The sequence below is a fragment of the Plantactinospora soyae genome, assembly GCF_014874095.1.
GTDB lineage: Bacteria > Actinomycetota > Actinomycetes > Mycobacteriales > Micromonosporaceae > Plantactinospora > Plantactinospora soyae.
Genome location: NZ_JADBEB010000001.1, coordinates 5,582,000 through 5,604,978 on the forward strand (window position 1 = coordinate 5,582,000; position 22,979 = coordinate 5,604,978).

General features: G+C 71.3%; 16 protein-coding genes and 1 pseudogene. 6 read left to right on the forward strand and 11 right to left on the reverse strand.

From position 1 onward, the window contains the following. Positions 1–292 precede the first annotated feature (292 nt). Positions 293–1,261, forward strand: coding sequence for an alpha/beta hydrolase (locus H4W31_RS24515; protein ID WP_318783381.1), 969 nt, complete (start codon positions 293–295; stop codon positions 1,259–1,261). A gap of 168 nt (positions 1,262–1,429) precedes the next feature. Here H4W31_RS24515 and H4W31_RS43060 read toward each other — a convergent pair whose 3' ends face one another. The 5 genes from H4W31_RS43060 to H4W31_RS24540 all read right to left on the reverse strand — a co-directional run bounded on the left by H4W31_RS43060 (position 1,430) and on the right by H4W31_RS24540 (position 9,987). Further along, a complete protein-coding gene (locus H4W31_RS43060; RefSeq protein ID WP_225945658.1) occupies positions 1,430–3,226 on the reverse strand; it encodes an eCIS core domain-containing protein in 1,797 nt (598 codons plus the stop codon). A 16-nt stretch (positions 3,227–3,242) separates the two neighbouring features. Then, complete coding sequence (locus H4W31_RS24525; protein WP_192768792.1) at positions 3,243–5,423, reverse strand: ATP-binding protein; 2,181 nt, start codon at positions 5,421–5,423, stop codon at positions 3,243–3,245. Further along, positions 5,420–6,133 carry a DUF4255 domain-containing protein gene (locus H4W31_RS24530; protein WP_192768793.1) on the reverse strand — a complete coding sequence of 238 codons (714 nt, stop codon included), beginning with the start codon at positions 6,131–6,133 and terminating at the stop codon, positions 5,420–5,422. Before H4W31_RS24530 ends, H4W31_RS24525 begins: the two co-directional genes overlap by 4 nt. 20 nt (positions 6,134–6,153) lie before the next feature. Beyond that, entirely contained in the window at positions 6,154–9,201 is a 3,048-nt protein-coding gene (locus tag H4W31_RS24535) for a DUF11 domain-containing protein (RefSeq protein ID WP_192768794.1), read from the reverse strand. Positions 9,202–9,363: 162 nt separating this feature from the next. After that, positions 9,364–9,987 carry a helix-turn-helix transcriptional regulator gene (locus H4W31_RS24540; RefSeq protein ID WP_192768795.1) on the reverse strand — a complete coding sequence of 208 codons (624 nt, stop codon included), beginning with the start codon at positions 9,985–9,987 and terminating at the stop codon, positions 9,364–9,366. Positions 9,988–10,194: 207 nt separating this feature from the next. On the opposite strand from H4W31_RS24540, the gene H4W31_RS24545 reads away from it, so the two are divergent. Together H4W31_RS24545 and H4W31_RS24550 are read left to right on the forward strand one after the other, a co-directional pair. After that, a complete protein-coding gene (locus tag H4W31_RS24545; RefSeq protein WP_192768796.1) occupies positions 10,195–11,481 on the forward strand; it encodes a COG1470 family protein in 1,287 nt (428 codons plus the stop codon). A 281-nt stretch (positions 11,482–11,762) separates the two neighbouring features. Next, positions 11,763–12,626 (forward strand): hypothetical protein, encoded by an 864-nt coding sequence (locus H4W31_RS24550; RefSeq protein ID WP_192768797.1) that lies wholly within the window; start codon positions 11,763–11,765, stop codon positions 12,624–12,626. A 7-nt stretch (positions 12,627–12,633) separates the two neighbouring features. On the opposite strand, the gene H4W31_RS24555 is transcribed toward H4W31_RS24550, so the two are convergent. Beyond that, the gene (locus H4W31_RS24555) at positions 12,634–15,456 is read right to left on the reverse strand and encodes an AfsR/SARP family transcriptional regulator (RefSeq protein WP_192768798.1); all 2,823 of its coding nucleotides are present in this window, start codon (positions 15,454–15,456) and stop codon (positions 12,634–12,636) included. A gap of 313 nt (positions 15,457–15,769) precedes the next feature. Between H4W31_RS24555 and H4W31_RS24560 the strand changes: the two are divergent. Together H4W31_RS24560 and H4W31_RS24565 are read left to right on the forward strand one after the other, a co-directional pair. Then, positions 15,770–16,147: pseudogene (locus H4W31_RS24560) on the forward strand (dihydrofolate reductase family protein); the annotation flags it as partial. Positions 16,148–16,262: 115 nt separating this feature from the next. Further along, positions 16,263–17,042 carry a maleylpyruvate isomerase family mycothiol-dependent enzyme gene (locus H4W31_RS24565; RefSeq protein WP_192768800.1) on the forward strand — a complete coding sequence of 260 codons (780 nt, stop codon included), beginning with the start codon at positions 16,263–16,265 and terminating at the stop codon, positions 17,040–17,042. Positions 17,043–17,727: 685 nt separating this feature from the next. Here the strand turns inward: H4W31_RS24565 and H4W31_RS24570 are convergent. Genes H4W31_RS24570 through H4W31_RS24580 form a run of 3 tightly spaced genes read right to left on the reverse strand, consistent with a single transcriptional unit; the run spans position 17,728 to position 18,735 of the window. After that, the gene (locus tag H4W31_RS24570; RefSeq protein ID WP_192768801.1) at positions 17,728–18,054 is read right to left on the reverse strand and encodes a DUF1048 domain-containing protein; all 327 of its coding nucleotides are present in this window, start codon (positions 18,052–18,054) and stop codon (positions 17,728–17,730) included. 1 nt (position 18,055) lies between these two features. Next, positions 18,056–18,412, reverse strand: a complete 357-nt coding sequence (locus H4W31_RS24575) for a DUF1048 domain-containing protein (RefSeq protein WP_192768802.1) — start codon at positions 18,410–18,412, stop codon at positions 18,056–18,058. After that, positions 18,409–18,735, reverse strand: coding sequence for a PadR family transcriptional regulator (locus H4W31_RS24580; protein WP_192768803.1), 327 nt, complete (start codon positions 18,733–18,735; stop codon positions 18,409–18,411). The genes H4W31_RS24575 and H4W31_RS24580 overlap by 4 nt, the downstream gene beginning before the upstream one ends. 214 nt (positions 18,736–18,949) lie before the next feature. Between H4W31_RS24580 and H4W31_RS24585 the strand changes: the two genes are divergently transcribed. Beyond that, complete coding sequence (locus tag H4W31_RS24585; RefSeq protein ID WP_192768804.1) at positions 18,950–19,774, forward strand: SAM-dependent methyltransferase; 825 nt, start codon at positions 18,950–18,952, stop codon at positions 19,772–19,774. A 151-nt stretch (positions 19,775–19,925) separates the two neighbouring features. On the opposite strand, the gene H4W31_RS24590 is transcribed toward H4W31_RS24585, so the two are convergent. Together H4W31_RS24590 and H4W31_RS24595 are read right to left on the reverse strand one after the other, a co-directional pair. Further along, on the reverse strand, positions 19,926–20,798 hold the full coding sequence (locus H4W31_RS24590) for a peptidoglycan-binding protein (protein WP_192768805.1): 873 nt from the start codon (positions 20,796–20,798) through the stop codon (positions 19,926–19,928). A gap of 213 nt (positions 20,799–21,011) precedes the next feature. Next, positions 21,012–22,892, reverse strand: a complete 1,881-nt coding sequence (locus H4W31_RS24595; RefSeq protein WP_225945659.1) for a discoidin domain-containing protein — start codon at positions 22,890–22,892, stop codon at positions 21,012–21,014. Between the last annotated feature and the right edge of the window lie 87 nt (positions 22,893–22,979).

A 22,979-nucleotide genomic window follows, 5' to 3' on the forward strand; every position in this document is an offset into this window, starting at 1 on the left:
GCGGGCACCGGGGAAGCGGCCGGTACCCGATGGGGCAGTTCCGCTCAGGTGCCGTCAAATGGCGGATGTCTGCCGGGCCGGGTGCCGGCAGGCTCCGCGTACCCGAGGGACACCTCAACCGTCTCCGCCGCGCTCGCGGCCCGGATTCCCGGAGTGGTCGGATGCCCATGCCCAGGCAGCAGAATTCGGCAGCCCGCCGGCGTACCCTTCTCGGGCTCGTCGTCGGTGGCTGTCTTCTCGACGTGGAGTTGCTCCGGGCGGCGCCGGCGCCGCCCGCCTGCGGGTCGCGGCGGTGAGCGCGACGAGCGGGGCCATCGGGATCGTGCTGGAACCCGCCGCCCGACGGTTCGCCGAGGCGAGCGCGGACCCGCCCTATCTGCACCAGCTCGGGCCGGAGCGGGGTCGGCGTGTCCTCGACGAACTCCAGTCCGGGAACATCGCCAGGCCCGACGTCGACCTCGACGATCGGATGGTGCCCGGTGGGCCGGTCGGTGCGATTCGGGTCCGGGTGGTCCGGCCGGCGGGTGCCATCGGCCGGCTGCCGGTGATCCTCTACCTGCACGGCGCCGGCTGGGTCTTCGGAAACTGCCAGACCCACGACCGGCTGATCCGGGAGTTGGCCGTCGGCACCGGCAGCGCGGTGGTCTTCCCGCACTACAGTCTCTCGCCCGAGGCGCGCTATCCGGTGGCGGTCGAGGAGTGCTACGTGGTGCTGCGCTGGCTCGCCGGACAGGGTGCGGTCGACCTGGACGGGGAGCGGATCGCGGTGGCCGGCGATTCGGTGGGCGGCAACCTGGCCACGGCGGTGGCGCTGCTGGCGAAGCGGCGTTCCGGGCCGGGACCGGTCGGGCAGGTGCTCTTCTATCCGGTGACCGACGCCCGGTTCGACACCGCGTCGTACCGGTTGTTCGCCGAGGGCTTCCATCTCCGCCGCGACGCGATGCGGTGGTTCTGGGACCAGTACGCGCCGGACGAGGCGGTGCGGGCCGAGGTGACCGCCTCGCCACTGCGGGCGAGCGTCGAACAGCTCGCCGGGCTGCCGCCGGCACTGGTCGTCACGGCCGAGGCCGACGTGCTGCGGGACGAGGGCGAGGCGTACGCGGCCCGGCTGCGGGCGGCCGGGGTCCCGGTGTCGGCGACCCGCTACCAGGGGACCATTCACGACTTCGTGATGCTCGACGCGCTGCGCGGCACCGAGGCGGCGGAGGCGGCCATCAACCAGGCCGTCGTCTTCCTCAAGCGGGCGCTACGGGTCGCCTGATCCGCGTCGTGGCCGGCCGAGCTGTCGTGGCCGGCCGGGCCGAGCTGTCGTGGCCGGCCGGCCGGGCGGGACTCGGGTGCCGGTGTCGCCGCCCCGGATATGTGCCGGCCCACCCCGGTCGCTGTCCCGCCCGGGGGACAGCGACCGGGGTAGCCGTGGGGAGAGGGGTCAGATGGGGCGGAGCATCTTGTTGTCGTTGAGGCTGTCTTCGAGGCGTACGGCGGGGACGTCGAGCAACTCGTTGATGCCCGGGAACTGGTTGGGCAGGGGTACTCCACCCGCGACGGCCGGGTTCGGCTCGGTGTTGGTGTGCGTGCTGGCGTGCGCCGTACCGACCTGCATCAGGTACTTGCCAGGGTCCGCACCCTGGCCGACCGACTGCGCCCGGTCCCGCCGGACCACCTGCTCGCCGTAGGTGTTCAGCATGACCGCGCGGCTGTGGAGGTTTTCTCCGAAGAGGCGTGCCGGCCGCCCGCCGGTACCCTTGACCCGCATACCCGTGCCGCGGGCCGCCGCCAGGAACGCGGCGAGGTCCACCGACTTTTTCCGCCGGTAGGTGTTGCAGAAGTTGGTCAGCTCCGGGCTCATCTCGCCGCTGCTCAGGTACGCATCGACCAGGCGCTGGTGCCCGTCCTCCCGGATCACCTCCAGGTAGAGGGTCCGCACCCCGTTCTTGTACAACTGCGCCATGTGGGTGGTGGCCCAGGCGAAGAACGGTTCCTCGTCGTGCGACCCGCCGATGACCAGACCGTCGCCGGCCAGCAGGAGCATGTCCGTGGCGTCGATCGCGGGCATCGGAATTCCGCGCAGCCTGCCGGCCGTCGCCTCCTTCAGGGCCTGCGCATTCTCGGCACCGGACTCATGCTGGTACCGCCCGGCCCGGGCCACCGCGTCGTTGGCGAGCTGCTGGTCCCGCGCGGCCTGGGCCTGCCAGTACGGGCGGGACACCGGATCCAGGCGGCCGAGTTGCTCCATCATCTCGGCGGGGCCGCGGCGGTGGCTGCCGACCCACCGCGGGATATTCGCCTCCTGCTCCGCCACGGTGCTCAGGGCGAAGCCGAGGTTGCGCCCAGTCTCGTCCGGACTCAACTCGATCAGCGAGGTGAGGTCGGTGTCGAGGCTGATCCGTTCCTTCCCGTCCGGCCTCTGTCCGGTGGCCTGCTGATGACTCTCGCTCAACGCCCGCCAGTTCAGCTGGTCCTCCACCTGGGTTATGCGTCGGCCGGAGAGCGACCGGCGTGGGCCGCGGAGCCGGAGCGACGGGCCAGGCGGCTCCCTGTGCAGGTCGTCCTCGGTCACCCGCTGGACCGCAGGGGTGCCCGACGGCGGCCCGGCCGGTACGGGTGCGGTGTGGGCCTGCGTGGGCCGCTCACTGAGGGCGCGGTGCGCGTTCGCCTCCGCCGCCCGTTCGAACGCGTCGCCCGGGTCGGAGATCCGCAGACCGTGGCCGTCGTCGGCGTCGGCGACCGGGCCGGAGCGCTGCTGGATGACGTGGGTGAGTTCGTGGGCCAGGGTGTGCCGGTCGGCCCCGCTCTGGCCGATGACGACGTGGGATCCCGAGGTGTAGGCGCGGGCGCCCACCTCCGCCGCCGAACGTTGGGCGAGGGCGTCGGTGTGGAGTCGTACGTCGGAGAAGTCGGCACCCAGCCGGGCCTCCATGTCGGTCCGGGTCGGCTCATCGAGCGGTCGCCCGGCGGCGCGCAGTACCTCGTGCACCGCCGATCGTTGCACCGGTTCCGGCCCGGACCGCTGCCCGTCGCCGTGTTCGTGGGTCTGCCGCTGGTCGGTGTCGTGTTCGGAGCACAGCCGCTGGATCGCCCGGGTCACCGCGGCGTTGCCGGCCCGGCGTTGCAGGGCCAGGATCGCGGCCACCGAGCCGGTCGGCGGTGCGGAGCCGACCCCCGGCCGGGTCGGCTGGGTAGAGCGGGTCGGGACGTCGCGGTCCGGCGGATCGTGCGCGCGCATGGCTGTCCTCCTGCCGTCAGTGGACCCGCGCGGGCTCCCCGCGCGGTCGGTGCTCGCCGAACTCGCTCTCCAGGAGCAGTCGGCCGAGCTTGCGGTACTCCCGTTGCACCGCGCCGACCAGGTCGGACATCCGTACCGGCCGGCCGGCCCCCGCCGCCAGGTACGCGGCGGTGACCACGCAGGCCCGGATACTGCCGCCGGTCAGCTCGAAGCTGCGGGCGCAGAAGTCGAGGTCCAGGTCCTCGTCCCGGGGCAGTTCGGTGCCGAGGCAGCGGTCCCAGAGCGCGCGCCGCTGCGCCACGTCCGGCATCGCGAAGTCGACGATCAGGTCGAGCCGCCGGGTGAACGCCTCGTCCAGGTTGGCCCGCAGGTTCGTGGTGAGCACCGCGACCCCGTCGAAGGACTCCATCCGTTGCAGCAGGTAGGCGCTCTCCAGGTTGGCGTAGCGGTCGTGGGCGTCCTTCACCTCCGACCGTTTGCCGAAGATCGCGTCCGCCTCGTCGAAGAGCAGCAGGCCGTTGACGTCGGCCGCCTCGGTGAAGATCCGTTCCAGGTTCTTCTCCGTCTGGCCGACGTACTTGTCCACCACGGTGGAGAGGTCCACGACGTACAGGTCCAGGCCGAGGTCGGTGGCGATCACCTCCGCCGACATGGTCTTGCCGGTACCCGAGTCGCCGGCGAAGAGCGCCAGCACGCCCCGGCCCCGGCCGCCACCGGGACGCATCCGCCACCGGCCCAGCACCCGGTCCCGGTACCGCACCCGCAGGGCCAGTTCCCGCAACTGGTCGAGGATCGGGTCGACGAGCACCAGGTCGGCCCAGCCGACGGCGGGTTCGATCCGTCGGGCCAGCCGGGCGAGGCCGGCGGCGTTCTGCCCGCGTACCCCGGCGCGCAGATGGTCGGCGTCGACCCGGTCCGCGCCAGCGAAGAGCGCCAGCTGGTCGGCGGCCTGCGCGGCCCGCCGTACCTGGTCCGGGCCGAGCAGGTACGGCGCCAGCTCGCGCGCCGAGTCCACCCCGTCGGTCCAGCCGGCCGGCCGGTCCGCGGTCCGTGCCCCGCCGGCCGTACGCCACAGCCGGGCCCGGCCCTGTTCGTCCAGTGGCGCGGCGGTGACCAGCAGCGGCGCCTGCCGGCTCCAGTGTGGATCCCACTCGACCGTCCCGGTCAGCAGCACCGGCACCGGCTGGTCGGCGACCCGGCGCAGCAGCCGGGCGTGTGTCGGCTGCGCGGCCGGGTCGAGTGCCTGGACCGGGCCGGCGACCAGCCCGGCACCGCGCAGCCGCGCCTCCCGGACCGTCGCGGCGAGCAGGTCGCCGGGGGCCGGGTCGGCGGCCAGTGTGTCCAGGTCGAGCCGGAGCACCGACCGGCCGGCCCGGACCAGCGCCGCGACGGCCAGGTCGGCGGCGGCGGCGCCGGGGCGCTCCCGCAGGTAGCCCAGGCGTACCCCGGCGCGCAGCGCGGAGCCGAGCCGGCCCGCCAGCTCGTCCCGCGCCGACGCGTCGCCCTGTACGGCCGCGCCGTCCTCCGCCGGCCAGGCCACCTCGGCCAGCCGGGCGTCGACCGTGTCGTCGCCGAGCAGGTGCGCGGCCACCCGATCGGGCACCCGCAACGACCGGGACAGGTACGGCTGGTCCGGCTGCTCGACCAGCAGCAGACCGCCGCCGACCAGGGGCCCGGAGCCGGCGAACCGGGACCGTCCGGTGATTGCCGAGGCGGGGATCCCGCACAGCTCCAGGGCCAACCCGATGGTCGCCCGGCGCCGGCTGACGTCGTCGTTGAGATAGCCGTAGAGCCGCTCGTACCGGGCCTCGACGTCGGGCAGCAGCGCGACGAGCAGGAACTCCAGGTCCAGCCCGGTCAGCCCGAAGTCGTGCGCCAGCCGGCGCAGCCGCAGGTCGGCCCCGTCCGTGGCGGCCCGGTCCGCAGCCGCCTCCAGCACGGCCAGCGCCTGGGCGTCGGCCAGATCCGGTTCGGCTGTTCCGGCTGTTCCGGCTGTTCCGGCTGGCCCTGCTGTTCCGGCTGTTCCGGCTGGTGGGGCTGCCAGGCGTTCGGCATCGGCCGCCGACACGTACAGCCCCCGGAAGGCGTCGTCCGGATCGGGATCGTCCCGGCGGCGGTCGGCGACCAGCCGACGTACCCGCGCGGCGACCAGACCGAGTCGGCCCAGCAGGTGGACGGCTGCTGGCTGGCCGCTCATCGGGGCTGGTCCGGCGTGGCCGACCGCCGCTCCCGGTCGTCCGGTCCGGGTCGCCGGTCGGATCCGGCCCGCGCCGCCCCGTCCGGCGCGCCGTCCCGGCGGTTCCCTCTTCCGGTCCGGGTCCGGTGGCTCGCCAGGACCCCGGCGGTGTCGCTGACCCGGACGGTCCGCTCCAGCACCGGGGGAGCGGCCACCGTCCGGCGCGTCGCGACCGGCGCGACGACCACCAGGTCCAACGACGGCTTGAGCTCCCCGCCGAGCGCGGTCCACACGTCGGCGAGGGCCCGTCCCTCGCCGGGCGGTGCGGCGACCGCCATCGGCACCGCCAGGCGCAGCGCGGCCAGCGAGCCGGTCATCCGTTCGGTCGGCAGCTCGTCGTACCGGACCAGCTCGGCGAGCAGGGCGGAGAGCAGTCGATGCTCGTCGGTGGGCCGATTGGTCCACGCGGTGACCAGATAGGACAGTGCGAAGAAGTGCGGCGCGTCGTGCCAGGCCACCGTCCGGCCCGCCGCGTCGAGTTCGGCGATCCGGCCCTGGAAGTGCCGGGACCGGTCCTCCCGGATGTCGTAGAGGAACAGGTTCACCGTCGGCGCGTTGCGGCGGGCCGCCCAGTCCCGGGTGGGCGCCTCGAACGACACGTCCACTCCGGTACCCGCCAGCGCCTCCTCCGCGACCAGCCCGCGCAGTCCCTCGTCGACCTCGTGTATCACGCGTCCGCCCTCATCCCTCGTCACCAGCCCCGGTGCAGGAGCCCGGGTGGTTGCTGGGCCGGCAGCACCACCAGGAACGGTGTGCTCACCGCACTGAACCCGGTACCGCTGGCCACCGCCGACCGGCCGCCCAGCCGGTCCTTCGGCAGCACCAGCAGTTGGGCGGTGAAGCTGCCGTCGGCCGCCGGTCGCACCGGCAGGGCGGCCGCGGTGATGCCGACGTCCCAGGAGAGCCGTACCGGCCGGCCGGGTGGGAAGTCCACCCCCCGGATCGCGGCGACGAACCCGGGCGGCCCGATCGGCGGTACCGCCACGATCCGGGGTGCGACCACCCGGAGCGGAGTGCTCGCGGTGTCGTTGTCGGGGTCGGCGTTGCCGCCGGTGGTGCCGACGGTGCCCCGGACGGTCGTGCTGAGCGCCGCGCCCGGGGAGAGCGTGCCGGCGACGGTGGCGGCGGCGCCCGGGGCGAGATCCGGCACCGGGCAGCCGTCGGCCGGGCAGCCCGCGACAGCCCCGCCGGCCGGTACGCCGCCGGGCAGGTTGGGCCGGAGCCGCAGGCCGGTCGCGGTCGTACCGCCGGCGTTGCGGACCGTGTAGGTGACGGTGACGGTGCCGCCGACGTACCCCGGTTGCGGGTCGGCCGAGACGGTCAGCGCCGGATCGGCCGGGCTGCCCGGTGGTGCGGGGGCGACCCGCACCATGGTCACGGCGCGGTTGTCCGACGGGTCCGCGTCGGTCGGGCTGGCCTCGACCGACCAGTCGAGTTCGAAGCTGCCCCGGGCGGTGCCCACCAGGTCGACCCTGATCTCGACGGTACGTCCCACCCCGAGGCGGCCCAGCGTGCAGCGGAGGGTGGCGAGCACGCAGTCGCCGACCGGCGTGTCGAGACCGGTCACCGACAGCCCGGCCGGGACGCGGAGGCTGCCCCGGACGTCGTCGGCGGCGGTCGGCCCCTGGTCGGTGACGGCGAGCCGGACCGAGGTCCGGCCGCCCACGGTGGTGCCGGGCGACCGGGCCGACACGGCGGTGGCGATGTCGACGCGGCGTTGCCAGGTCGGCTCCTTCTGCCGCCCCGGCAGGTGTCCGGTGAGCGGCCGGACCTCGCCGCCCGCGAGGTCGTAGCTCCACAGCGCCTCGGGCGAGTTGTTGCCCGCCGCCCGCCTGGCCGAGAAGGCGAGCCGCCCGCCGTCCGGCGACCAGGCCACGTCGCGCGGCTGGTGCGGGCCGTCGTCGCGGTCCGGCACCGGCCGGGCGCAGGATCCGCCGCCGGCGGGCAGCAGCAGCCGGCACCGGTTGTCGTCCAGGTCGACCAGGACCAGGCCGTCAGCCTCGCGGTTGAAGACCAGCCGGGTGCCGTCCGGCGAGTACGCCGCGCTGTCGTCGACGACCGGACATTCGTTGCCGCAGATCGTCGCGGTCAGGTCGGTCTGGTCGAGCCCGTCGCCGGCGTTGGCGGTCCAGATGTGGGTCGACACGTCGCCCCGGTAGGTGCCCCGGGTGAAGGCGAGTCGGGCGCCGTCGGGCGACCAGGCCGGCTGGGTGTCGTCGAGCCCGGACAGGGCGTCCGGGACCGGCAGGTCCAGCAGGTGGCGTCCGGTGACGGCGTCGACGACCTCGATCCGGGACCGGGTACGCGGCGCCCCGGATCCGTTTCCCGGCGAGTCGCGGACCAGGGCGAGCCGGGTACCGTCCGGCGACCAGGCGGGATCCGTCTCCCGGTCGCCGCGACCCCGTCCGGCGATCGGCAGCAGCCGTGGCCGGCCTCCGCTGGCGTCCACGATCCAGATCCGTTCGGTCCGGACGCCGTCGACCGTCTCGTACCGGCTGACCGCGATCCGCTGCCCGTCCGGCGAGTACGCCTGCCGTTCGAACCACGGATCGCCGTCGACCGGCTCCCAGAGCAGCCGTGAGTCGGCGGTCGCCCCGGGGTCCTCGCGCAGGACCGACAGGCGCAGGTCGCGGGGATCCACCCCGTCGGGCCGGATGTCCTGCAAGGTGGCGGTGGTCCGATCAACGGCGCTGGTCCGGGCGACCAGGAGGGAACCGGTGGTGGTGCCGGAGCCGGCGTACCAGGTGGGATGGCTGACGTCGCGGTTCTCGGCGAGCCGTGGCACCACCACGCACTCGCACAGGTCCTCCTGGACCAGTACCGAGTAGACCCGGTCGACGTTCCCGGTCGCCTCGCCGTCCGGCAGGGTACGGCTGACGAACGCCACGGTCGCCCCATCGGCCGTCCAGGCCGGCTGCCGGGCCTGCCAGCCGGGCGGCAGCATCCGGACCCGGCCGGTGCCGTCCGGGGCGGTCAGCCACACTTCGGGACGCGGGCCGGCCGGCCCGATCGTGTAGGCGATGCGCCGGTGCGTCGGGTTCGGGTCCCAGGCCGGCTCGGCGGCCCCGGTGGGCTCGGCGGTGACCCGGGTGACCGGGCCGCCAGCGGCGGGCAGCCGGTAGATCTGGGCGACGCTGTCGCCGCCGCGTCGACCGGCGAAGGCCAGCGTGCTGCCGTCCGGCGACCAGGTCGGCCATCTGCTGTCGCCGGTTCCGTCGGTCACCCGGCGGGTACCGCCCCCGTCGGCGTCGATCACGAAGACGTCGTGCCCGCCGTCGTCGCGGCCGGCGGCGGAGCTGTACGCGATCCGGCTGCCGCCGGGGGAGAGCACCGGCCGGGACTCGTCGGTCGAGTTCCGGGTGACCCGGAGCACCGGACCGGCGCCCCGGCGCAGGTACACCTCGGTGCTGCGCTCGTCGCGTCGGCTCACCCAGGTCGCCGCCGACCCACGGGCCGAGACCTCGTCGTCGAAGTGGTCGGGTCCGGCGTCGAAGAACGGTGCCGCGGTCGCCGTGGACCCCTCGCCGCGGATCACGCCGAGGCTGCGGTGCCCGGTGCCGGCGTACGCGATCCGCTGGCTCAGGTCGGAATTCGGGGCCGGTACGGGCGCCGCCGTCGGGGCCGGCGCGTTCGCTGCGGCCCGGCTCTGGTCGACGAGGCCGGCGGTGGGCAGCGGCGCGGCGACGAGCAGCACAGCCAGCACGGCCAGTACGGCGGAAAACTTGATCCTGCGTCGCAAGTGGACCTCGGCGGAGTCGCGGTGGACGTGGACGGCGGTCGGTGGGTCACCGCCATCCTCCGGCGGTCGTCGGCCGGCCGCTCCGGACCGGAGGGCACCGGCGGGGGCAGCGGTGCCGGCACGTTCAGGCAATCCGCGTACGGTGGCCGTCGCCCCGGTTGTTCAGATCAACCCGTTGCGGAGGGCGTACGCCACGGCGTGCGCCCGGTTCCGCAGCTGGAGCCGGCTGGTGACGTCGTGCAGGACGTTCTTCACGGTTCGCTCCGAGTAGGAGAGCTTGCTGGCGATCTCCCGGGTGTCGAACCCGTCCGCGACCAGCCGTAGCACGTCCACCTCCCGGGTGCTCAGTCCGAGCAGGGTGAGGCCGCGCGGTTCGAGTACCTGCCGCTGGAGCCGGCCCATCTGGGCCATCAGCCGACCCAACAGGTCGGCGGGGAGCGCCCCTTCACCACGGGCGACGGCCAGCACGATGTGGCTGAGCCGTTCCGCGCTCGCCTCGGTGCGGCGGACCAGCCCGACCACGCCGTGCTCCACCGCCAGGGCCAGTCCGGCATCGTCGATCCTCGCCGGCACCAGCACCAGTCTGGTCAGGCCAGCCCGGTGCAGCCGACGCAACAGCCGGGTCGCCGACTCGTCGAGGGCGTCGACGACCACCAGGGGGACACTTCCGGACGTCTCCTGGCCCGGCTCGACCACCCACAGGTCCGGCCGGGAGCGGAGCTGGCTCTCCACCCCCAGCCGCGAGATCGGGTCCTCCGCGTGGACGCTCACCGTGACACGGTTCATCTCCAGCCTCCCCACAGGTCGACGCCCCGTCGTGGGCGTGGTGCCACCGCGTGTACGGCAGGTGCCGGTGCGCGCAGCAGTACGGCAAAGGGTGCCGGACGGGACTTCGCGTGCACCTAACGTGGACCTAACGGGCAACGGCTCTGCCCGTGCCGGTACCCCGGTGGTCGGTCCGCAGGCGGTGCCACCGTCCCTACCGTCGGGGACATGAGCATCTCGTTGGGTCTGGTGGACACGCCTGCGGTGGTCGTGCCGGGAGAGAGCGTCGACATACCGGTGACGGTCCGGAACCCGGGTGACGTCGTCGAGGCGTACGACCTCGACATCGTCGGCATACCCGGCACGTGGGCGACGTTCGACCCGCCGAGGGTCTCCCTCTATCCCGGCGCCAGCCAGACCGTCGCGCTCACCGTCCGGCCGCCCCGGTCCTCGGAGGTCCGGGCCGGGGAGCTGCCGTACGGCGTCCGGGTGGTTCCGTCCGAGGCACCGGAGACCGCGACGGTCGAGGAGGGCGTACTGACCATCGCGCCCTTCAACGAGGTGACCGCGGAGCTGCGGCCGCAGGTGCGCCGGGCCCGGCTCGGTGCTCGCTACCGCCTCGCCGGGGTCAACGGCGGCAACGTCGGGGAGACGCTGACCGTCACCACGGTCGACGGCAACGAACAGCTGCGCTTCGCACCCCGGCCCAGCACGACGAACCTGGCGGCAGGCGAGCAGTACGCGGCAGTCCTCGGCGTACGGGCCCGGCGGCTGCTCTGGCGCGGCTCCCCGCGACACCTGCCGTTCCGGGCATTGCTGACCGATGCGGCGGGCCGGGCCGTCACCCTGGACGGGACGCTGGTGCAGCAACCCGTTCTCTCCGCCTGGCTGTTCAAACTGTTGGCGTTGCTGTTGGCGCTGCTGCTGCTCCTGCTCGCCATCTGGTTCGGCCTGCTGCGCCCGGCGGTGCGGTCGGCGGCCCGGGAGGCCGTCGACGGGAAGGTGGCGCAGGTCGCGACCGAGGCGGAGGAGGCGGCGAACGAGGCCGCCGACGAGGCGGCGCGGGACGCCGTCGAGCAGGAGCGCGCCGCGCCCCCCGCCGGCCCGACGCCGTCGCCGGCGCCCGCCGGTGGCAGCGGCGGCATCGGCCAGGGCGGGCAGTTCGCCACCGCGTTGGTGTTGCGGACCAATCCCAGGGGTACGGCGTCGCGCAGCTACACCGTGCCCCGCAACCGGGTGCTCCTGATCACCGATTTTCTGGTCGACAACCCGCAGGGGGACACCGGAACCCTGACCGTCACTGCCGACGACGTACGGGTGGTCACCTACGGTCTGGAGAACTTCCGCAACCAGGACTACCACTCGGTGACGCCGATCCGGGTGCCCGCCGGGGCCAGGGTGACCCTCACCGTCGCCTGCCGCCGACCCGGTGCCCCGGTCGGCGCTCCCGCGCCGCAGAGCTGCCAGGAGGGGCTCTACCTCAACGGGACCCTGACGCGGGCCGCCGGCTCCTGAGCCCGCGCTGCGTCCCAGCGGGGTCAAGTTCAGGTGTCCAGGACGACGGGACAGCCGGCGCCATCGACGTCAAGGAATTGTCAAGACGGATGCCCAGTCCGGCGTACGACCATTGTCGATGTCGCGGGGGCACCGGGCTTTCGCACGACACGGGAGCGCACATGTCGTTTTCTTGGAGCAGGATCGCGCGCATCCATGCCAGGACGCTCAGCGTCGGCCTCGGCCTGCTGCTGGTCGCAGGCGCCGGAACACCCGGCCACGCCCGTACGGTTGATCTCAGGATGTCTTCCAAGGGAACCGTGGCGTTCCAGGCGACGAATTCACGTCTGTGGGTCACCGGAATCACCGGGAACGGCAAGGAACTGAACTTTTCCGTGATGCCGGGAACCAGCCCGGCCATCTCGGCGGGGACCGGCCAGACCACCGTACTGACCGGCACGGTGGTGTTCCAGGGCAGCAACGGCAACCTGTGGGCCGCCGCGGCCGGCAGCACCTCGGGCGGGGACCACGGCCTGCCCATGGCCCCGGGCACTGGCCCGACCATCTCGACCGACGGCACTCGGGTCGCCTTCCAGGGCAGCAACGGCCGCCTGTGGACCACCGACGGTAGGCGCCCCGCGGACACCGGCCTGGGGATGGCGCCTGGAACCAGTCCGAGCATCGCCGCGAACAACCAGGTCGCGTTCCAGGGAGCCGATGGCTACCTCTGGACCACCCTGGGCGGCCGTACCAATCTCGCCATGATGCCTGGCACCAGCCCGGCCTCCTCGCGGGACGGTGTGATCGCCTTCCAGGGTGCCAACGGCAACCTGTGGATCATCCGGGTCGGCGGCGGGACCGACGACACCGGATACGCCATGGCGCCGGGCACGAGTCCGACCATGTCGACGATGTCGACCAACTGGGATCTCACCCGGATCGCCTTCCAGGGAGCCAACGGCAACCTCTGGACGACCAGGGCCTCCGTGGACCGCTTGGGCAAGGACTGGGGTTACCAGATGATGCCCGGCACCAACCCGGGCGTCTCCTCCGACGCCGCTGAGGTCGCCTTCCACGGGAGCAACGGCCGCCTCTACACGATCAGCGAGAACGACAGCGTCCGGGAACTGGGTTTCATCCTGGCCGCCGGGACCAGCCCGGCCTGACGATCGACTACTGCAATTGCTTCAGCCTGATGCGCACATCCTCCGCGTCCGAATGACCGAGGTCGAGGAGGATGTCCAGGGCGGCCCGCAGCGACTCGCGGGCCGCCCGGACGTCCTCGGCGGCCTCCTGGGTGTCCGCGAGCCGGGTGAGGGTGTCGGCCTCGAAACAGCGATCACCCAGCGCTCGTACCAGGGCGAGCGCCCGCTGATAGCAGTGGACGGCCTCCGCGTGGCTGCCGAGGTGATGGTGGGTGTACCCCAGGCTGTCCCAGGTGGTGGCCTCGCCCCACCTGTCCCCGGTCTGCTGGTGCAGCTCCAGGGCCTGCCGGCAGCACCGCAGTGCCTGGACGTAGTCACCGAGCAGACAACGGTCCCACCCGATGGAGTTGAGCGCGTCGGCCTGGCCCTGCGGATGGCCGACGGCCGCGAACAGCGCCAGGGCGTGCTCGTCATGGTGCAGTGCCTGTCGCGGCTGGCCCTGCCGCTCGCACAGGGAGGCCAATGCCCGGTGGGTGTGCGCCTGCCCCGTCCGGTCGCCGGCCCGGCCGAACAGCTCGAGTGCGCGACTCAGATGCTCGCCGCTGTCCGCGTAACGGCGCAGGCGATTGTTGGCCCGAGCCAGATCTCGGTACGCGTGAGCGGCGGCGACCGGGGCGGCGAGGCGCTCGGCGGAGACTACCGCCAGCTGCCACATCCGGGACCGGTCGTGCCAGAAGCCGCGCCAGTGCAGGAACATGTCCAGGACCCAGGCCAGTTGCCAGGCCCGAAGGTCGTGGCCGGTGTCGGCGGCGAGCCGCGCCACGCCGAGCAGCACCTGATGCTCGGCCGTCAGCCAGGCCCGCGCTTCCTGGTCGTCGACCGGTCGGCGGACAGCGCTGCCCGGCGTCGCCTCGGCCAGCGGCAGGGGTATCGGGTCTCGGGCCGGATTCAGCAGCAGGTCGGCCGCGTACGCGGTGTGCAGGTAATGGTCGATGAGCCGGCCGGTGGCGGCGGCACGATCGGCCTCCGTCTCTACCTCCCGGCACTGGTCAGCGGCGTAGGCGGTGAGGAGGTCGTGGCAGGCGTACCTGCCGGGGGAGTGTTCACCGACCAGGTTCGCGCCGGTCAGTTCGGCCAGCAACGCCGTCGCGCCGGGCTCGGGGACCCCGGCGAGGCCGCTGGCGGCGGCCACGCCGATGTCCGGCCCCGGATGCAGTCCGAGCAGGCGGAACAGCCGCGCCGCAGCCGGGGTCAACGTCCGGTAGGACCAGGAGAACACCGCTCGTACCCGGGAACCGGGATCGCCTGCGTCGAGTGCGCCCAGTCGTCCGCGTACGTCGGTCAGGTCCTGGGCCAGCGCGCCGAGCGGGAAACCCGATTGGCGGATCCGGGCTGCGGTGATGCTCAGCGCCAACGGCAGCCGGGCGCAGCAGGCAACGATCTGCTCGGCGGCAGCCGGCTCCACATCGACTCGATCGGCACCGAGCCGCGACACCAGCAGTTCGCGCGCCTCCGCAGCGGACAGCAGGTCAAGGGAGAGCGGGTGGGCTCCCTCGACCGCAACGAGCGGGGTCAGCTGGTTGCGGCTCGTGACCAGGCAGAACGCGGGAGCACCACCGGGCAGCAGCGACCGTACCTGCGTGCAGTCGCGGGCATTGTCCAGCAGTACCAGCATCCGCCTGCCCGCCAGGAGGCTCCGGTAGAGCGCCGCCTGTGCCTCCGGGTCCTCCGGCACCCGCTCGGCGGGCACCCCGAGGGCCAGCAGAAACCGGCGCACCACCGCAGCCGGCCGCACAGCCCGGGTGGAGCCGTCGAAACCGCGCAGGTTCGCATAGAGCTGCCCGTCCGGGAACCGCTCGGCCACCCGGCGCGCCCAGTGCACGGCGAGGGCGGTCTTGCCCACCCCGGCGGTCCCCGAGACCGTCGCGATGTACTGCCCGCCCCGCCCCTCGAGCAGCGAGTCGAGCTCCGCGAGAGCATTGCGCCGGCCGGTGAATCCTGGAACCGCCGCGGGTAGCTGCGCGGGCTGCGGACAGCCTGGCCGCGCCGGCCGCGCAGGGGCGGCGGCCGATGGCCGGGGCTGCCCACCACGCAGGATCGCCTGATGTACGGCCTGCAGCTCGGCCGCCGGCTCTGCGCCCAACTCGTCGGCCAGCCGGGCGCGTAGCGCGACGAAGCACTCCAGCGCCTCGGCGGACCGGCCGTCCTGGGCCAGCGCCCGCATGAGCACTCCGGCGAGCTGTTCGGCCAGCGGATGCTCCGTGAGCAGGTCGCGCAATTCGACGACGACCTGCTCCGCGTCACCGAGGCGGAGTTCGGCGTCCGCCCACGCCACGGCGGCCTCCAGCCGATGCTGATACCACCCGGTGCGGCTGCGATCGGCCCACGGCCCGGGTACGCCCGCCAGGGGTGTGCCTCGCCACAGCGTAAGCGCCGATCGTAGGAGTTCCACCCGCTCCGGATCCGTCCGCTGGGCCACGGAGGCCGCGCCGACGAGCCGCCGGAATCGATGCAGGTCGACCAGATCAGGGTCGAGATCAAGCAGATAGCCGGCCGGCCGACGCAGCAACACTGCCGGCTCGCCACCCGCCTCTACGGCCGTCAGGGAATGCCGGATCCTGGTGACGTGTGAGTACAGCACCTCCCGCCAGGTCTTCGGCGGCGCTCCGCTCCACACCCGATCGGCCAGCGTCTCGGCAGCCACCGGCCGACCCACGTCGACCGCGAGGGCGGCGAACACGGTCCGCAGCTGAACCCGGCCCATCGCGATCAGCTGACCAGCCGCGACGACCTCCACCGGTCCCAGCACACGAATCTCGACATTCCTCGCTAACTGCAACACATCCCGCATAACATTTACGATATCCAATGCCGGTCCCTCGGCGTGACGTTAAAAATTCGGCAGTTGCCGCTGAGGGCTGTGGAGCCTCGGGGTGTGCGACCGGCCCGTCGTCCGTCATTCCTGCGCCAATACCGCGAGCTGCAGTTCCGGTACCCAGTTTGCGAGAACGCACTCAGGAGATGTCAGACGAAGGGCTCTGGCCCACGTCCGGTGGTAGCACGGAACATCGGCCTTTTCGCGAGGCCATTTCCCGGCGCGGGGAGGAACTGGTTACGATGGCGTAGCGTGCCGGCTGTGATATTGGACGTTCGGCGGAACATGGCCACACCTGCGCGAGGACCCGGCGATGGGCCACTACGCGGAGCGGATCAACGGCATGCCGAAGTACGTCGCCTCGCGGACCCTCGCCGGGCCACTGGAGTGGAACGCCACCCTCATCGAGGGCAAGGTCGTCCAGGCCGTCCCCGCACTCAAGGAGAAGCACGCCGGCACCCTGATCGTCTCCGGATGCGGGGAGCTGGCGCACACCCTCGCCCAGCAGGGTCTGGTCGACGAGTTCTGGTGCTGGGTGAATCCGCACCTCTGGCCGGCCGGGCCGAGGATCCTCGATGGTGTCGGCCCGATCCGCCTGCAGCTGGTCGTGGCCACGCCCTATCGATCCGGAGTCGTCTGGCTGCGCTACCGGCCGGCCCGGGCCTGAGGAAAAGGACCAGGGGAAATACGATCATGTACGCCGTCGAATCGGCCGACCGCCCGGGGTCCGGTTCCATGACGAATTTTCAGCAAGTATCGACGGAGCACCTGGAGGTGCAGCGATGGACACGTCCGCGTATTTGAGCGCCGTTGTCGAACAGACGAACACGTTCGCCGATTGGGTGCACGGCAGGGATGCGGCGGCCCGGGTGCCAACGTGTCCGAAGTGGACGCTGGCTGATCTTGTCGACCATGTCGCCGCGACACAGCGCATGGTGGCAATGCTCGTGGGTGAGCGGATGACCGAGCCGAGCAGGGCGTTCGCCGGCTACGTTCCGGCCCCGACCGACTCGGACCAGTGGCGCGCCTGGCTGACCGAGGGCGCGGCCGAGGCGAAACAGGCGTTCGAATCGGTCGCCGATGACACGCCGGTGTGGGATCCGTCCGGCGCGGCTGCGGGCGTGCCGTTCTGGTCACGTCGGCTGTTCGGCGAGGTTTGCGTCCATCGCGCGGACGCGGCCGCGGCGCTCGGGATGCGGTATGAGCTGGCACCGGAGCCTGCCGTTGCGGCCATCGAGGACTGGCTGGACACGATGACTTCCCGCGGCTACTGGGAGAACAAGCCAGACTTCGCCGATGCGATGCGCGGGACCGGCCAGACGCTGCATTTCCACGCGACCGACGCGCCCGGGGAGTGGCTGGCACGCCGGGAACCGGACATGGTCGTCCTGGAACGCACGCACACCAAGGCGGACGTCGCGGTCCGTGGCCCAGCCGCCGAACTGCTGCTCGTGCTCAGCCGCCGTCGCCCGCTGGAGGCGGCTTCTACCCTGGAACTGCACGGGGATCGGGCACTGCTCGACCACTGGGTCGGCCACATGGACTGGGTCACCGACCCCTGACCCGCGCCTGGATGCGACCTCGCGCCCCAGCGCTGCCGGCGCCGCTGACGAGCAGCCAACGAGTAGGAGCAGGTCGCGTAGCCGACGCTGAGCTTCGAACGCCAAAGGGTCCGGCTGGGCGAAGCCGATCTGAAGCCGGGCTCTGGTGTGATGCCTCGCGATGTGTTTCTCGGCCCCGTGAATCGGAGGAAGCGATGCACCATCGGCGACGATTGGGCTCGTCCCTGGCATTGGTCCTGGCACTCACCGCGGCTCTGCTGGCGTGAGCACCCGAGTCCGTGCCAGCGGCGGTGACACGGGTACCGGCCTGGCGGGGGAGGGCGGTGAGCGGGTCATCACCGCGACCGTGGCCGCAGGGCCGCACTACGAGCTCCGTGCCCTGGCGAGCGAGTCGGTCTGCAAGGCGCACAACATCTGCGTCTGGACCGACAACTACTATCGCGGTCTCGCTCTCGTCATGAGCGGTATGGCACCCGAGGCCAGCGCCAGCCGTGCCGATGTCCACCCAGCCCCGCCCGTCGTCTCACCGACCCGATCACCCGCTGCTGGGGTCAACCCCACTGCGGCTTTGGCAGGAGCAGACGACGGACGAGGCACCGACCCGAAGTTTGACTCAAGCGTCATACGCTGATGAGCGGGCACCCGATCAACGGGCTGGCCGGGATACGGGAGAGGTCGACGGGTGCTACTTCGCGGCCGTTCCGGGTTTCCCGCTGATGGATTCCTGATAGATGTCCGCGTAGGTGCGCGAGTCCTTCACCAGGTCGTCGCAGAAGGCCGCGACGTCGTTGCCGATGAGCTCCAGGACTCCCTTGCCGTCCGCAACGCCCTCCTCGAAGAAATCGACGATCCCCGAGAGCAGAGTCCCGTCAGCCAGCCCGACCGGCCCGACCTTGAAGAAGTACCTCTGAATCTCCTTGTAGACGATCTGGTAGTCCCGTGGCAGCGCCTTGACCCGGGCCACGTGCGCCCGCCACTGCTTCTTGCCCTCGATGATGTCCTGAATACCCACGTCAACCTCCTGGCTGGCCCAATTTCCTAGCGACGTTCCTGTTCAACTGCTCGCGCCACCGGTCGCGATAGCCTCGGGCCCCCTCGCCGCCGGCCAGCGCCGCACAGAAGCCCCCGATGTCGTCACCCAGCACCTCGTGGACGCTCTGCCCCTCGGCCGCCGTCTCTTCGAGCAGCCCCAGAGCACCGTCGAGAATCGGCATCAGGTTGCGGCCAGTGAAGTCCGAGTAGGGCCAGGTGTGAGCCTTGATCTTTTCCCACGCCGCCCGGTAGTCGGGGGGCAATGCCGCGGCCCGGGCTTCGAACGTCTTCCACTCCCTGGTGAGATCGCTGCCTGTGATGGTCTCCCAGAAGTTCATTCCCCACCCTCCTTGAGCTTGTCGATGCGTGATGAGACGTACGCCCATTTCGCCCAGAACGTCGCGAGTTCGTCGCGTCCCGCGTCATTGAGCGCATAGAACCTTCGCGGCGGGCCCAGCCCGGACGGTCGTTTCGTGACCTGGACGAGCCTGTTCTTCTCCAGACGCAGCAGGATCGTGTACACCGTTCCCTCGACGACGTCGACGAAGCCGAGTTCGTTCAGTCGACGCGTGATGGCGTACCCGTAGGTCTCCTCGTTGCCGATGATCTGAAGCACACAGCCCTCGAGAGTGCCCTTCAGCATCTCCGTCAGGTCATCCATCGCGGCCCTCCTGGCTACCTTAGTACTCTGCGGCACCGAGTACCAGTACACAGTATCACGGGGTAGTGAAGTCGATGTCGACCGATCGCAAGGTGCAGGCGCGGGCCTGTGGCTGACCGCCGAATCAGGCTGGGGCGGCCGAGGAGCCGTACTTCTACTATGCTGCCCATGCATTTGTCCGTACCCGTGCCCGACTAGGTCCAACGGAGCGTATATGTCCGACTCGCCCCCAGTCGACCAAGAGCCGGTGAACTCCAGGCTCGACACCACGGTGCCGCACACGGCACGGATCTGGAATTACTGGCTCGGCGGCAAGGACAACTTTGCCGTGGATCGGCAGGTCGGGGAGCGGGTCAAGGGCATCTTTCCCGTCGTCATCGAGCTGGCGCGCGCCGACCGGCTGTTCCTGGGGCGGGCCGTCCACTACCTGGTCGCCGAGGCGGGGATCCGCCAGTTCCTCGACATCGGCACCGGGCTGCCCACTCAGGACAACACCCATGAGGTCGCGCAGCGGGTGGCCCCCGAAGCACGGATCGTCTACGTCGACAACGATCCGCTGGTACTGGTGCACGCGCGTGCCCTGCTGACCAGTTCCGCACGAGGCGCCACTGACTACATCGACGCCGACCTGCACGACCCGGACACGATCCTGCGGACGGCGGCCAACACGCTGACCCTCTCCGAGCCGGTGGCGATCATGCTGCTCGGTGTCATGCACTTCATCAACGACGACGACGAGTTGCAGCAGATCATCGACCGGCTGCTGGCCGCAGTGCCGTCCGGAAGCTATGTGGCCGTGGCCAACACCACCACGGCGGTCAACGGCGAGGCCACCGCCGAAGCGGTCCGCGTGTGGAACATCGATGCCCAGCCAAAGCTGAAACTGCGGACCCCTGAGCGGATCGCCGAGTTCTTCACCGGCCTTGAGGTCGTCGAGCCGGGCTGGGTCTCGTGCTCACGGTGGCGCCCCGAGGTGCAGGACGACGGCAGCCTGCCGGTCGAGGTGGACCAGTGGTGCGGGATCGTCCGCAAACCGTAGGTCGTCGGATACCCGCCTTCACCTTCAACCTGATCCGCGTCCACGGTGACCTCGCCATGACCATGAAGCCAGGCCACAGTGGACGTCGGCAGTCTGCTGGGCATCACCGGCACTCCTGGCCTGCACCAGGTGGCCGCCTGCCCTGGCCGGGCTAGCCTCGGCGGTACTTCTCCCACCAGGTGAACGCCGTCCGGTACGCCGTCGGGGTGTCGTCGGCGGCGTGATTGGCCAGGCCGTTTCGGCCGAAGTAGTGGTCGTGGACCTGGTTGGCGGCGGCTGTGGCAAGGTCGGGGTCGGAGATCGCGACGGCGTGAATGTGGTAGGGCCACGATCCCTGGGACGGATTGCGCAACCAGGCGGCGAAGCCGACCGTGCGCAGCGCCAGCACCGTCTGCCAGCGCTGGGTGGTGGTCAGATTCGTCACCGAAATGTCGACCACTCCACCGCCGTCATGCGTGCCGGCGGAGCTGGGGTTCGTCGAGGTGTACGAGCCCTGGCTGAGGACCAGGCTCCACGACAGCATGGCATCGGCGGCCGTGAGCATGTCGCGGGTGCGGGTGTTGACCCGCGCGCCACCGTACGTGCTGCTCCGCGAGCCGCTGGAGACGGCCCTGGTAACCGTAAATCTGTTGGCCCCGAGGCTGGTCAACGAGGTGGGTCCCGGAAAGCCGTTCGCGTCGAGACCCGAGTATCCGAGAGACCGCTGCCAGGCAGCGTAGGCGGCGACGGTCGAGGTTCCGTAGTGTCCATCGACGACGCCCGAAGCCAACAGACCCTTGGCCTGCAGGGCCCGCTCCACCTCCAGGGCGTGCGGCGCCGCCCCGGCAGTGAGCCCGGTGCCGCTCTTGGGTGGGTCGACCTGGGCGGCGAGGAGGACCATCTCCATGTCGACGACCGGGAGCGCGAGCGCCGAGGCGTCCATGGCGAACACCGTGTCCGCGCCGACCGCCGCCGCCGCGACGGCCGCACCGCGCGACAGCAACCATCGCCTCGACCGGCCGGTTTGCGTGACGGGCAGGTTCATGACGAGCTCCGTTCTTCGTATTGATCTCCAAGGGTGGTAAGAACCTACAGGATCGTCGCCAGACGTGGAAGAAAGTTACCAACACCTTTGTCGATGGGCGGCCGTGACCTGCGCGCTTGGGTCCGGCGGCGAGGGATCGGGGTCGGGATCGCCCGCAATAGCAGAAAGGGCCGGCCCTCGCCGGGGCCGGCCCTTCGTCGTACCCGGATCGGGTCAGTTCGGATACACCTCCAGTTCGAAGATCCGGGCCGCCCGGTCGCTGTCGCTCGTCGGGTTCAGCACGTTCAGCCGGACGTACCGGCCGGTTCTCGGGGTCACCGAGTGCGTGGTGACGTCGGCGGTGTTGCCCCGGGCCGAGGCGACGGTGGTCCAGACCGTGCCGTCGGTACTGACCTGAAGGTCGAAGTCCCGGGTGTTCCAGCTCGGCTTCTCACCACCCGCCCCGGAATGCCGGACCACGAGCCGCCCGACCTGCCGGTCGGCCTGGAGGTCGACCCGCAGCCACTTGTTGGCGCCGAGCGAGCACCACTTGTCGGTGGTGCCGCCGGACCAGCTGCCGTTGACCGCCTTGGCCGGCGCCTCGGCCGCCGCGCACTGGCTGTCGGCGGTGGTGGGACGGTTCAACGCCAGGTTGCCGCCCGTCGGTGGCTGCGCCGGTTCGTACAGCCGGATGTCGGTCAGGCTGGCGCTGCCCTCGTACACGTTGGTGTAGAGGTCACCGATCACGAACCAGTCCGGGTACGCCGAGCCGGCCGGCCACTGGTTCGGCCAGGTGGTGCTGCCGTTGTAGTCGTTCTGCACCAGGTTGCCGTTGAACCGGCCGTCGTACTCGGCCGGCTGGGTGTTGTAGTGCCAGATCGGCGCGTTGCCGACCACGAACGGGCGGTGGAATCGGATCGTCTTCTGGCCGACCCGGGCGAAGTTGCCGCTCGCCTCCAGCACGTAGCCGGTGGCGTCCCGCTCGATCGCGAAGGTGTAGAACTCGTTCGGCATCAGTTCGGGCTGGAGTTCGGCCGCCGACGAGAGCTGTTGCTCGGCCACCCCGCCGGAGCAGTTGGACATGAACCACTGCGAGTTGCCGGCCAGCCCGCCCCGGCCGGGGTTCCAGTTCGGCATTCCGCTGATCCACATGTTCACCGTGTTGAAGCTGCTGTCCCGGTAGTTGTAGTACGTGTTCGTGTTCGAGTTGCAGACCCGGCCGCCGGTGCCCGAGCCGACCCGGTCCGGGTGCTGGGAGAACGAGTCCATCAGAACCTTGCGGCGGTAGTGCCAGAAGTGGTTGTTCCGGGGCGCCGGGTTGGCGAAGTCGACGATCGACAGGAAGTGGAACCCGTTGTAGCCGTACGCCCCACGGCGGACGTCCTGCCACTCGCAGTACGGTACTGAGGCGTCACCGGACCAGCCCGGACTGTCCGAACCCTCACCCCACGGGTGCTGGGTCTTGCAGCCGGAGGTGCTGTAGCCGTTCTCCCGGCCGTCGTACGAGATGCTGCCGTTGCGCTTGCCGCCGAAATCGAGGGTCTTCAGCTTGTACTCGATCCGGTACTGGTTCGGCAGTTGCCGGCTGGGCCGGAAGATCGCCCCGCCGGTGTGGTCCGGCACGTTGAGCCGGGCCACGTGCTCGGCGCCGAGCGCCTGGGTGCTGATCGACGGCGGTGCCTCGATCACACCGTCGTTGTTCCAGTCCCGGGCCGAGAGGGAGGCCGTCAGCCAGCCGTCCTGACCGACCGGGAACTCCTTGCGGTACGTCGAGAACGAGTTGAACGCCGTGTTCCAGGCCGGCCCGTAGTCGTTGCGGTACCACTGCCCGGCGTCATCCATGATCGTGTCGAACGGCTGGGCGTAGGTTTCCCGTACCCAGGGCGTGTTGGCCCCGCCCAGCGGGGCGCTGAAGTTCTCCTCGTACCGTAGGGTCCAACCCGCCCGGGTCGGATCGTCCGCGCTGCCGGCGATGGCGTTGGTGCCCGTCGCCGTCGTGGTTCTGGTGGTGGGGGACCCGGCCGCGCCCGGTGTCGCCATGGCGAGCGCGACCAGGGTCGCGGTGGCCACGGTCCACAGTGACCGGCGGGTCCTGCTGTTGAGCTGTCCGTGCATGGTTGGCACCCTTCACTCGACGGGGTAAAGAGTTGAGCGTCGCCGACCTCGGTCCGTACGCGGACCGGCAGACAGATGCACCTCCGA

Coding starts and splice junctions, on each gene's coding strand:
- H4W31_RS43060 (WP_225945658.1), bottom strand. CDS start 3,226: ATGCGCGCGCACGATCCGCCGGACCGCGACGTCCCGACCCGCTCTACC.
- H4W31_RS24540 (WP_192768795.1), bottom strand. CDS start 9,987: ATGAACCGTGTCACGGTGAGCGTCCACGCGGAGGACCCGATCTCGCGG.
- H4W31_RS24565 (WP_192768800.1), top strand. CDS start 16,263: ATGGACACGTCCGCGTATTTGAGCGCCGTTGTCGAACAGACGAACACG.
- H4W31_RS24555 (WP_192768798.1), bottom strand. CDS start 15,456: ATGCGGGATGTGTTGCAGTTAGCGAGGAATGTCGAGATTCGTGTGCTG.
- H4W31_RS24525 (WP_192768792.1), bottom strand. CDS start 5,423: ATGAGCGGCCAGCCAGCAGCCGTCCACCTGCTGGGCCGACTCGGTCTG.
- H4W31_RS24545 (WP_192768796.1), top strand. CDS start 10,195: ATGAGCATCTCGTTGGGTCTGGTGGACACGCCTGCGGTGGTCGTGCCG.
- H4W31_RS24575 (WP_192768802.1), bottom strand. CDS start 18,412: ATGAACTTCTGGGAGACCATCACAGGCAGCGATCTCACCAGGGAGTGG.
- H4W31_RS24580 (WP_192768803.1), bottom strand. CDS start 18,735: ATGGATGACCTGACGGAGATGCTGAAGGGCACTCTCGAGGGCTGTGTG.
- H4W31_RS24595 (WP_225945659.1), bottom strand. CDS start 22,892: ATGCACGGACAGCTCAACAGCAGGACCCGCCGGTCACTGTGGACCGTG.
- H4W31_RS24585 (WP_192768804.1), top strand. CDS start 18,950: ATGTCCGACTCGCCCCCAGTCGACCAAGAGCCGGTGAACTCCAGGCTC.
- H4W31_RS24590 (WP_192768805.1), bottom strand. CDS start 20,798: ATGAACCTGCCCGTCACGCAAACCGGCCGGTCGAGGCGATGGTTGCTG.
- H4W31_RS24550 (WP_192768797.1), top strand. CDS start 11,763: ATGTCTTCCAAGGGAACCGTGGCGTTCCAGGCGACGAATTCACGTCTG.